Consider the following 10,586-nt stretch of genomic DNA (forward strand, 5'->3'; position numbering starts at 1 on the left):
GCCCTTTGCTTTGGTTACTTTCATTTGGGCCAGCAAATGAAAGTGACTCGCCCGCCGGGGCGAGACCCGGCGCGTCGCCACGCGGCCAGCGGGCCAAAGAATCAAGGCGTCTCGGCCTCTCCGTGCCCCCACTCGGCCAGCCGCCGATACAGCAGGCCGCGCGAAACGCCCAGCCGCCGTGCCGCCCGCGACACGTTGCCCTTGCACTCGGCGAGCGTGCGCTCGATCAGCGAGCGGTTCGCGTCTTCCAGTCGCGTCGGCGATGCCGGGTCGACATCGGGCTCGTCCGCGATGGTGGGTGTCGCCTCGACCACCGGCTCCAGCGTGCGCTCGCTGCCGCGCAGCGGCAGGCGCGCCTGCAGCCACAGCACCAGGCCGTTGGGCAGCCGGTGCGCCAGCGGGCGGCCGCCGTGCGCCAGCACCAGCAGCGCCTCGATGTCCAGGCCGAACAGCGTTTCGCAGTAGGCGTCCCAGCCCAGCAGGCGCGGGCAGCCCAGCAGGCTCGCGCCGCTGCCGTTGATCCACGCGACGCGGCCGTCGCCGGCCACCGCGGCCAGGCCTTCCAGCGGCGTGGCCAGCAGCGTCGGGCTGGCCTGGAAGCGCAGCAGCACGTGCTCGCGCGACTGCGCCTCGAGCAGGCGGTTCTCGATGCCGGTCGCGTACAGCCGCACCATCGACGCCGCGTCGAAGCGGAACATCTCCGCCTCCGACGACAGGTCCAGCACCGCGGCGATGTCGCCGCGCGTGTCGCGGATCGGCGCGGCGGCGCAGTACATCACGCTGATGCCGGTGAAGAAGTGCTCGGCGCCATGCACCATGCAGACCTCGCCGGTGCGCGCCGCGACGCCCGGGGCGCCCGTACCGATCGTGGCTTCGCCGATGTCGACGCCGACCCGCGCGACGATGGGCATCAGGCCGCCGTCGCCCGGCGCGGTCGGCGTGGCATGGACGATCACGCCGTCGTGGCTGGTCAGCATGGCCTTGCAGCGCGTGCCGGCCAGCGCCGCATCCAGCTGCGACAGGTCTTCCTTGGCCGCCTCCAGCAACTGCCGGTTGCGTGCCAGCGTGCTGGCGATGCGCGCCTTGGTGATCGGGTCGAAGCTGAGTCGCTCGCCGGGCTCGCGGCGCGCGCCGATGCAGCGCGTCCACGACTGGATCACCGTCTCGGGCACCAGGCCCGACGGGCGCACGCCGTCCTCGAAGAAGCGTTCGCGCGCCAGCGCGACGCGCTGCTCGGGCGTGGAGAAGAACGGGGCGGCCGGCAGCGCGGTGCTGCGGTCCGTCGATCGATGCGCTGGCGTTCTGGCTGGCATGAAGACCCTTTTTCGGGAGCCCGAATCTGTACCGCGGCGGAACAAAAGCGCCCTAGGGAAACTACTTGATTGGGCCGACCCCTGCCCGAAACCTAAGGTTCGCCTCGTTCATCGACCCGTGCGCTGCCTCGCCGCAGTCGCGCGCCACGACAACGAGGAGACACGGATGAAGACCACCACGGCGCTCGGACTCGCGCTCGCACTCGCCGCTCCGCTGGCCGGCGCGCAGTCGCTCGCTGACCTGCGCAACGATGCCGCCACCGCCGGCGACGTCACCACCTACGGCATGGGCTGGGGCCAGCAGCGCTACTCGGCCCTGGCCAAGATCAACAAGGGCAACGTCAAGCGCCTGGTGCCGGCCTGGAACCTGAGCCTGGACAACTCGAGCAACGCCTCGACCCAGCCGCTGCTGGTGAACGGCGTGATGTACGTGACGACGCACAACGCCACGCTCGCGATCGACGCCGAGACCGGCAAGCAGAAGTGGAAGACGCCGATCGAGCTGCCGGCCGACGTCAACGGCTACCTGTGCTGCGGCATCCACAGCCGCGGCGCCGCGGTGCTGGACGGCGTGCTCTACCGCACGACCATCGACGCGCATGTCATGGCGATCTCGATGGCCGACGGCAAGACGCTCTGGAAGAAGCAGGCCGCCGACTACAAGCAGGGCTACAGCATGACGCACGCGCCGCTGATCGCGGGCGGCACGCTGATCACCGGCATCTCGGGCGGCGAGTACGGCACGCGCGGCTTCCTCGACGGCTGGGACCTGAAGACCGGCGACAAGAAGTGGCGCACCTGGACCATCCCCGGCCCCGGCGAGAAGGGCTCGGAGACCTGGAACGCCGACCGCTACGACAAGGGCGGCGCGCCCACCTGGCTGACCGGCACCTACGACCCCGAGCTGAACCTCGTCTACTGGGGCACCGGCAACGGCGGCCCGTGGAACGCCGCCTGGCGCGGCAAGGACTCGCTGTACATCTGCTCGATCCTCGCGCTCGACCCGGCCACCGGCAAGATCGTCTGGCACTACCAGACCTCGCCCGGCGACCCCTACGACCACGACGGCACCAACGAGCTGGTGCTGGGCGACCTGCCGGTCGACGGCAGCAGCCGCAAGGTGTTGATGCAGGCCAGCCGCAACGGCTTCTTCTACGTGCTCGACCGCGCCAACGGCAAGCTGCTGTCGGCCACGCAGTTCGGCAAGAAGGTCAACTGGGCCACCGGCATCGACATGAAGACCGGCCGCCCGATCGACACGCCGATGACGGCTTCGGTGCGCGCCAACGTCGAGAGCAAGGACTTCATCGAGGCCTGGCCCAGCGCCTTCGGCGCCAAGAACTGGATGCCGATGAGCTTCGACCCGACGAAGCGGCGCGTCTACATGAACACGCTGAACTTCGGCATGAAGGTCAAGTACAACACCCCGGCCTACAAGCAGGGCGCCTGGTACCTGGGCCTGGACCTCGGCGGCTGGGCCGAGCCCGAGGACGGCATGCGCGGCGCGCTGACCGCCTGGGACCCGGTCACCGGCAAGCGCGTGTGGGACGTGCCGACGCCGACGCCGTTCTGGGCCGGCGTGCTGTCGACCGCCGGCGGCCTGGTCTTCACCGGCGCGCAGACCGGCGAGTTCATGGCCTTCGACGCCGACACCGGCGGCAAGCTGTGGCAGTTCCAGACCGGCTCCGGCATCACCGGCCTGCCGGTCACCTGGGAGCACAAGGGCCAGCAGTACGTCACCGTCACCAGCGGCGCGGCCACGGTCTACGGCTTCCTGGGCGGCGACGCCAGGCTGGCCCAGATGCCGGCCGGCTCGTCGGTCTGGACCTTCAAGATCATCGACTGAAATGAAGCCCCCACGCTCGCTGTCGCTCGCTGCCCCCCGAGGGGGCGCTCAGTGTCTTCGGGCGGCCGGGCGCCACTGAATTGAAAGGACGACCGGTGACGATCCAGGTTCAGGTCCGCGCGCTGGCTGCCGCGCTGCTGCTCGCGTCGCCGGCCCTCGCGCCGGCGCAGCAGGCGGCGGTGCCGGTGCCGAGCGCCGCGCAGGGCAAGTCGCTCTACACGAGCTTCTGCGCGCGCTGTCACGGCATGAACATGGTCACCACCGGCGTGAGCTTCGACCTGCGCAGCTTCCCCCGGGATCAGCGCGAGCGCTTCGAGCGCTCGGTGACCCAGGGGCTGCGCGCGATGCCGGCCTGGGGCACGACCTTCAAGCCGGAAGAGCTGGAATCGCTGTGGCTGTACGTCGGCAGCAGCGGCAGCAGCTGACGAAGGCCGGCCCCGACCCGCGGCCCTGTTCCACCGCGACCCCTTTCCGTCGATGCCGGGCGCCACCGTGCGGCCCCGGCAGGGGCGGGGTCGTGCCGAAATCAACAGACACACACGGCCAACGAGGAGATCCCATGCAGTTCAAGACCCCATCACTCGCCGCGCTCGCCACCGTCGCGGCGGCCACCCTGATGTCGCCCGCCGCGCAGGCGATCGACGTCGACGCCGGCGACTACACCGCGCTGCCCGCCGGCACCAACCTGCTGCTGGTCTACGGCCAGCAGGCCTCGCGCGACAAGCTCTACAGCCAGGGCAACCAGGTGCCGATCAACGCCGGCCTGGACTCGACCGTCGGCATCATCCGCGGCGTGCACTTCATGGACATCGGCGGCTACATCGTCGACCCGCAGTTCCTGCTGCCCTTCGGCAAGCTCAAGGGCAAGAACGACACCGCCGGGCTCGGCTCAGAGAGCGGCGTGGGCGACCTGCTGCTGGCCGCCACCGTCTGGCTCACCAAGCCCGGCGCCAAGACCCACTTCGGCATCACGCCCTTCGTGTCGGTGCCGGTCGGCGACTACGACCGCAACCGTGCGCTCAACCTCGGCGAGAACCGCTGGAAGTTCATCCTCGGCGCCGGCTACATCACCGAGCTGGCACCGGGCTGGAACCTCGACATCGTCGGCGACTTCACGATCTTCGGGAAGAACGACGACGTCAACGACGGCCTCGGCGGCGTGACCACGCTCAAGCAGAAGCCGCTCTACGAGCTGCAGACCCACCTGCGCTACCAGCTCAGCCCGACGCTGGACCTGCGCGGCGGCCTGTTCCACACCTTCGGCGGCGAGACCAAGGTCGGCGGCGTCAACCAGGACAACCGCACGGCGACGACCAAGTTCAACGTCGGCACCGCGTGGTTCGCCGCGCCGACGGTGCAGCTGCTGGCGACCTGGGGCCGCGACATCAAGGCGCGCGAGGGCTTCAAGATCGACAACGAGCTGCACCTGCGGCTGCTGAAGATCTTCTGAGCCGCGCAGGCCGGGCTCGATCCCCGCGATGGATGGTGTGCCTCCGGTCGAGGCTTGCGGGCCGGGGCCGGTCATCGGCGACGATGATCGGCCCCGGCACGACCTTTCTTCACGGGAGCTTCGACCATGAGCACTGCCACCCCCTTCCTGCAGGCGCGCGACCTGCTGCTGCGCCTGCGCGACGACCAGCCCGCGGCCGCGCGCGAGTTCCGCTGGCCCGAGCTGCAGCAGTTCAACTGGGCGCTCGATCACTTCGATGCGCTGGCGCGCGACGAGCGCCACGCCGACGCCACCGCGCTGTGGATCGTCGGCGAGGACGGCAGCGAGGTGAAGCGCAGCTTCGCCGAGCTGTCGTGGCGTTCGGCCCAGCTGGCCAATCACCTGCGCACGCTGGGCGTACAGCGCGGCGACCGCGTGCTGCTGATGCTGGGCAACGAGCTGGCGCTGTGGGAGACCATGCTCGCGGCCATCAAGCTGGGCGCGGTGCTGATCCCCGCGACCGCGCTGCTGACCACCGAGGACCTGCGCGACCGCTTCGACCGCGGCGGCGTGAAGCATGTCGTCGTCGCCAGCGCGCAGGCGGCCAAGTTCGCGCCCATCGCGGGCGGCTACACGCGCATCGCGGTCGGTGCGCCGGTGCCGGGCTGGCTGCGCTACGACGACAGCGCCGAGGCCGCGCCCGACTTCGTGCCCGACGCCCCGACACCAGCCGGCGACCCGCTGCTGCTGTACTTCACCTCGGGCACCACCTCCAAGCCCAAGCTGGTGCTGCACACGCACCAGAGCTATCCCGTCGGTCACCTGTCGACGATGTACTGGCTGGGCCTGCGGCCCGGCGACGTGCACCTCAACATCTCCTCGCCGGGCTGGGCCAAGCATGCGTGGAGCTGCTTCTTCGCGCCGTGGATCGCCGGCGCCTGCATCTTCATCTACAACAGCGCGCGCTTCGACGCGCAGGGCTTGCTGGGCGCGCTGGCGCGGCACGGCGTCACCAGCCTGTGCGCGCCGCCGACCGTGTGGCGCATGCTGATCCAGCAGGACCTGGCCGCCTGGCGCGGCAAGCTGAGCCTGCGCGAGCTGATCGGTGCCGGCGAGCCGCTCAACCCCGAGATCATCGAGCAGGTGAAGGCCGCCTGGGGCCTGACCCTGCGCGACGGCTACGGCCAGACCGAGACCACCGCGCAGGTCGGCAACGCGCCCGGCCAGCCGCTCAAGCCCGGGTCGATGGGCCGGCCGCTGCCCGGCTATCGCATCGCGCTGATCGACGCCGACGGCAAGGAGGCCGACGAGGGCGAGGTCTGCATCGACCTGAAGGCGCGACCGCTCGGCCTGATGGCCGGCTACCAGGACAGCGCCGAGAAGACCGCCGAGGCCATGCGCGACGGCTACTACCACACCGGCGACGTCGCGGCGCGCGACGCCGACGGCTACATCACCTTCGTCGGCCGCGCCGACGACGTGTTCAAGGCCTCGGACTACCGCATCAGCCCCTTCGAGCTGGAGAGCGCGCTCATCGAGCACGAGGCCGTGGCCGAGGTGGCCGTCGTGCCCAGCCCCGACCCGCTGCGCCTGGCGGTGCCCAAGGCCTACCTGATCCTGGCGCCGGGCCACACGCCGGGCCGCGAGCTGGCCGAGGCGATCTTCGCCTTCGCACGCCAGCAGCTCGCGCCCTACAAGCGCGTGCGGCGGCTCGAGTTCGTCAGCGAGCTGCCCAAGACCATCTCCGGAAAGATCCGCCGCGTGCAGCTGCGCGCGCAGGAGGTGGAGCGCCGCGCCGCCGGCACGCGCACCGCGGACGAGCATTTCGAGGACGACTTTCCCGGGCTCAGGCAGGACGCCTGATCGCCACCGGGACGACGAAGGGAGGGCGCTCATGGACAGCGCAGCCAGCTATGTGCACGGCGCTTCGGCGCAGGGCCTGATCGGCGAGACCATCGGCCGCTACTTCGACGCGGCCTGCGCGCAGCACGCCGAGCGCGAGGCCCTGGTGGTCTGCCACCAGCGCCTGCGACTCACGTATGCGCAACTGCGCGAGCGCGTCGACGCGCTGGCCTGCGGCCTGATGCGCCTGGGCCTGCAGCGCGGCGAGCGCATCGGCATCTGGTCGCCCAACAACGCCGAGTGGGCGCTGACGCAGTTCGCGACCGCCAAGCTCGGGCTGGTGCTGGTCAACATCAACCCGGCCTACCGGCGCAGCGAGCTCGAGTACGCGCTCGACAAGGTGGGCTGCCGCGCGCTGGTGGCGGCGCCGTCCTTCAAGGGCGCGAGCTACCTCGAGATGCTGGCCGACCTGGCGCCGGAACTCGCCGGCTGCCGGCCCGGCGCGCTGAAGGCGCGGCAGCTGCCGTCGCTGGAGATCGTCATCCGCCTGGGCGCCGAGGCGACGCCCGGCATGCTCAACTTCGACGCCCTGACGCGCGAGCCGCCGACCGACGAAGAGCGCGCCCAGCTCGCCGCCATCGGCGCGGCGCTGCAGTTCGACGACGCGGTGAACATCCAGTTCACCTCGGGCACCACCGGCAACCCCAAGGGCGCGACGCTGTCGCACCACAACATCCTGAACAACGGCCACTTCGTCGGCGAAGCGATCCGCCTGCAGCCCGGCGACCGGCTGTGCATCCCCGTGCCGCTGTACCACTGCTTCGGCATGGTGATGGGCAACCTGGGCGCGCTGACGCACGGCGCGACGATGGTCTATCCGTCCGAGGCCTTCGACGCCGCGGCCACGCTGACGGCGCTGTCCGAGGAGCGCTGCACCGCGCTCTACGGCGTGCCGACGATGTTCATCGCGCAGCTGGACCATGCGGACTTCCCGAAGCACGACCTGAGCAGCCTGCGCACCGGCATCATGGCCGGCAGCCCCTGCCCGATCGAGGTGATGAAGCGCGTGGTCGACAGGATGCACATGCCCGAGGTCACCATCGCCTACGGCATGACCGAGACCTCGCCGGTGAGCTTTCAGAGCGCGACGACCGACCCGCTGGAGCGTCGCGTGTCCACCGTCGGCCGCGTCCAGCCGCACTGCGAGGTCAAGATCGTGGACGAGCAGGGCTGCATCGTCCCGCGCGGCACGCCCGGCGAGCTGTGCACCCGCGCCTATTCGGTGATGCTGGGCTACTGGAACGACGAGGCCCGGACCCGCGACGCCATCGACGAGGCCGGCTGGATGCACACCGGCGACCTGGCGACGATCGACGCCGAGGGCTACTGCAACATCGTCGGCCGCCTGAAGGACATGGTGATCCGCGGCGGCGAGAACCTCTACCCGCGCGAGATCGAGGAGTTTCTCTATCGCCACCCCAAGGTGCAGGACGTGCAGGTGGTCGGCGTGCCCGACGCCAAGTACGGCGAGGAACTGTGCGCCTGCGTCATCGTGCGTGCCGGCGAGCAGCTCACCGCCGACGAACTGCGCGCCTTCTGCGACGGCCAGATCGCGCGGCACAAGGTGCCGCGGCACATCCGCTTCGTGGAAGGGTTCCCGATGACGGTGACGGGGAAGATCCAGAAGTTCCTGATGCGGGAGCAGATGAAGGCGGAGTTGGGGTTGGTGGATGTCAAGACGGCTTGACGGGCCGGTGCCTGTTCGGACCGATCACCTCCGCCCCGTTCGGGCCGACCCCCCATCCGTTCGGGCTGAGCTTGTCGAAGCCTGGCCTGGGCTGACGCCCACTGTCCCGCTGCCCGCGGAGGCCGCGCCGGTCTCGCCCGGCAGGCGAGTCACTTTCATTTGCTGGCCCAAATGAAAGTAACCAAAGCAAAGGGCCCGAACGCCAGACATTTGGCTTGAGCGGCCCGGTCGCTGCGCTCCGGACTTCTGCACACCCCGGCTCGCCCGCGAGGGGCTCGAACATGGCCACTTGTAGAGGCTGAGTGGGCTCGGTCCTCGGCGCGCTCGGCCACCGTTGCTGTCGGCTCCCGTCTGCTCGGATTCAGACGGCCTATCGCGCCGACGCGGCCCCCGCGGCGATCGACCGGGCGAGGGGATTTCTAAAGGAGGGCGAGCGGTTTAGCATCCGCGGCAGCGTGGCGCGATAGGCCGCATCGGGCGGGTCTGCTCAGCTTTGAGCGACCTATCGCGCCGCTGGAATTCTCTCGAGGGTCGATCGGATGAGGGGATTTCTAGAGGCGGGCAAGCGGTTTAGCATCCGCGGCAGCGTGGTGCATTAGGCCGCATCGACCGCCCAACCCCAACATGACTATTTGTAGTTGGGCGTCATTTGGAGATGCTGTGACCGCTGAACCAGTCGCGTTAGCGAGCCCGCCGTCAGCAACCCAGTTTGGGCCGCTGCTCTCTGATTGGCTACGCCGGTTTCACAACTTGAAGCGCGCTCACTTTCGAGCCGCTTGGCACTTTGAACTGCGCCATCGTCGGTATGGACGCATCACTATTGCATTGTCCACGCTGATACCTCCTGTGCTCGTGCTGTTGGGGACGCCAGATACGCGAGAAATCCTCACTGGGCTTCCGTATATCGTTCTTGCTGTTGGGGTGATAGCGGCGATTGTGGGAGCCATAGGCAGTCTCCAAGTGTTCGATCGTGACTCCGAGCGAGCCGAAAAGCATCGCGTAGCGGGATCCAGCTTTGCGAAGCTCGAGGCTGACTTGGAATTGCTCATCGCAATCATGCCTTCCGCAGAGGAGATGGCTGTAAAGGTCTCAGAGTTTAGGGATGACTGGAGCAGACTTACGGGAAGCAGTCCAGTAATCCCCGAAAGGATCTTTTCGCAGGTCGAACAGGAGATTGAAACGCCGTCCGCGCTCCTACCCCGGTTGAATGTTGGCGATCGTAGAAATGACACCTAAGGAAGGTCTGCCCAACTCGCTGCGCGGTGCAAACCCTCCTTAGGCCACATTGGACGCACCACACCGATACATCTATTTCTGGTTGGCCGACACGTTTCTATCAGTACTTCACCGCTTTGCCCAAGGGCTCCCAGTGAGTCGGGTCTACGTGGCACTTCATTCGTTTTCGCGGAGGTGGACTATGAAGCTCATGAGTTTTTTTTCGATGACTCTGCTGTTCTGCATTACTTCGGCCCATGCTGGCGATGATGAGAGCGACAGCGAATGGGTGAAGCTCTGTAACACTGGGAAGAGAACTCTGTACTACGCCGTCTACGCGCTTCACAAGGAATACGGGTTCTCCTGCACAAGAATAAAGAAGGAAGGGTGTTACGTCGATGGGAGTGGGTGGTACTTATTGAAGGGTGGTCGATGTGCGCGGGTTGACATGCAAGATGGATACGACGCCTATGTATCAGTATCTGTAGGGCATCCGGAGGACTCCGGCGGATCCTACGAAAGTTTCGTCAGCTATGAGCTGAATCCGCGATTTGAGCGAGACAGCGGTTTGGGCTACTCCGCCAGTTCTGGTGTGACTAATATATGGTTGTGCGGAAATTTTAAGAGATTCGAGCGAAGACTTGAGGGTAACTTTGAGGCCGCTCGAAGGGAGAGGTGCTCAGCAGGATGGATTCCAATTCCTGCAAGTTTGCTGATCTATATGAATGAAAGCAGATTCACGGTCAACGTCAACTAGGGAGACGCTGATCAAATCCCCTCACCCGGCACGCCGCGTGCCTGCGTGAGGGCATCGAACTGCAGCCAGGAAGGACCATGAGCCAACGCAGCTTTGCCAGCGCCGAGTACGCGATGAAGAAAAAGCGCACGCGGCGCGAGCGGTTCTTGGGCGATGACTCAAGAGAAGCTCCGCCTTGACCAGTCAGCGGGGTGTTCTAGAAGTGCCGTAAGCTACGCCAGCCCAATCCAACAGGCCAGCGCTGAGCGCACCGAGGACCGAGCCCACTCGGCGCCACCAAGTGGTCATGTTCGAGCCCCTCGCGGGCGAGCCGGGGTGTGCAGAAGTCCGGAGCGCAGCGACCGGGCCGCTCAAGCCAAATGTCTGGCGTTCGGGCCCTTTGGGAACGTCTGCATAACTCGCCCGAATCTTGCATGACGTGAAGCCATGAACAGCAA

At 67.6% G+C, this 10,586-nt stretch carries 8 protein-coding genes; 7 read left to right on the top strand and 1 reads right to left on the bottom strand.

Annotated elements, in window-relative coordinates; translation table 11 throughout:
- Positions 1-101: 101 nt before the first annotated feature.
- On the bottom strand, positions 102-1,313 hold the full coding sequence (locus tag QZV97_RS19285; protein ID WP_295646584.1) for a helix-turn-helix domain-containing protein: 1,212 nt from the start codon (positions 1,311-1,313) through the stop codon (positions 102-104).
- Between the two features lie 166 nt (positions 1,314-1,479).
- Between QZV97_RS19285 and QZV97_RS19290 the strand changes: the two genes are divergently transcribed.
- The 7 genes from QZV97_RS19290 (at position 1,480) to QZV97_RS19315 (ending at position 10,149) form a co-directional block, all read left to right on the top strand.
- Positions 1,480-3,159: a PQQ-dependent dehydrogenase, methanol/ethanol family gene (locus tag QZV97_RS19290; RefSeq protein ID WP_295646588.1), complete on the top strand. Its 1,680-nt coding sequence runs from the start codon at positions 1,480-1,482 to the stop codon at positions 3,157-3,159.
- 95 nt (positions 3,160-3,254) lie between these two features.
- Positions 3,255-3,584, top strand: coding sequence for a cytochrome c (locus QZV97_RS19295; RefSeq protein ID WP_295646591.1), 330 nt, complete (start codon positions 3,255-3,257; stop codon positions 3,582-3,584).
- A gap of 134 nt (positions 3,585-3,718) precedes the next feature.
- A complete protein-coding gene (locus QZV97_RS19300) occupies positions 3,719-4,609 on the top strand; it encodes a transporter (protein WP_295646594.1) in 891 nt (296 codons plus the stop codon).
- Positions 4,610-4,735: 126 nt separating this feature from the next.
- A complete protein-coding gene (locus QZV97_RS19305) occupies positions 4,736-6,451 on the top strand; it encodes an AMP-binding protein (RefSeq protein ID WP_295646597.1) in 1,716 nt (571 codons plus the stop codon).
- Positions 6,452-6,482: 31 nt separating this feature from the next.
- Positions 6,483-8,177: an AMP-binding protein gene (locus tag QZV97_RS19310; protein WP_295646600.1), complete on the top strand. Its 1,695-nt coding sequence runs from the start codon at positions 6,483-6,485 to the stop codon at positions 8,175-8,177.
- 624 nt (positions 8,178-8,801) lie between these two features.
- Positions 8,802-9,413, top strand: a complete 612-nt coding sequence (locus tag QZV97_RS20940) for an SLATT domain-containing protein (RefSeq protein ID WP_366558920.1) — start codon at positions 8,802-8,804, stop codon at positions 9,411-9,413.
- Positions 9,414-9,618: 205 nt separating this feature from the next.
- Positions 9,619-10,149: a hypothetical protein gene (locus QZV97_RS19315; RefSeq protein WP_295646602.1), complete on the top strand. Its 531-nt coding sequence runs from the start codon at positions 9,619-9,621 to the stop codon at positions 10,147-10,149.
- Positions 10,150-10,586: the final 437 nt, after the last annotated feature.

The sequence above is a fragment of the uncultured Methylibium sp. genome (assembly GCF_902826655.1).
Taxonomy (GTDB): Bacteria; Pseudomonadota; Gammaproteobacteria; order Burkholderiales; family Burkholderiaceae_C; genus Methylibium.

Coding starts and splice junctions, on each gene's coding strand:
- QZV97_RS19285 (WP_295646584.1), bottom strand. CDS start 1,313: ATGCCAGCCAGAACGCCAGCGCATCGATCGACGGACCGCAGCACCGCG.
- QZV97_RS19290 (WP_295646588.1), top strand. CDS start 1,480: ATGAAGACCACCACGGCGCTCGGACTCGCGCTCGCACTCGCCGCTCCG.
- QZV97_RS19300 (WP_295646594.1), top strand. CDS start 3,719: ATGCAGTTCAAGACCCCATCACTCGCCGCGCTCGCCACCGTCGCGGCG.
- QZV97_RS19305 (WP_295646597.1), top strand. CDS start 4,736: ATGAGCACTGCCACCCCCTTCCTGCAGGCGCGCGACCTGCTGCTGCGC.
- QZV97_RS19310 (WP_295646600.1), top strand. CDS start 6,483: ATGGACAGCGCAGCCAGCTATGTGCACGGCGCTTCGGCGCAGGGCCTG.
- QZV97_RS20940 (WP_366558920.1), top strand. CDS start 8,802: ATGACTATTTGTAGTTGGGCGTCATTTGGAGATGCTGTGACCGCTGAA.
- QZV97_RS19315 (WP_295646602.1), top strand. CDS start 9,619: ATGACTCTGCTGTTCTGCATTACTTCGGCCCATGCTGGCGATGATGAG.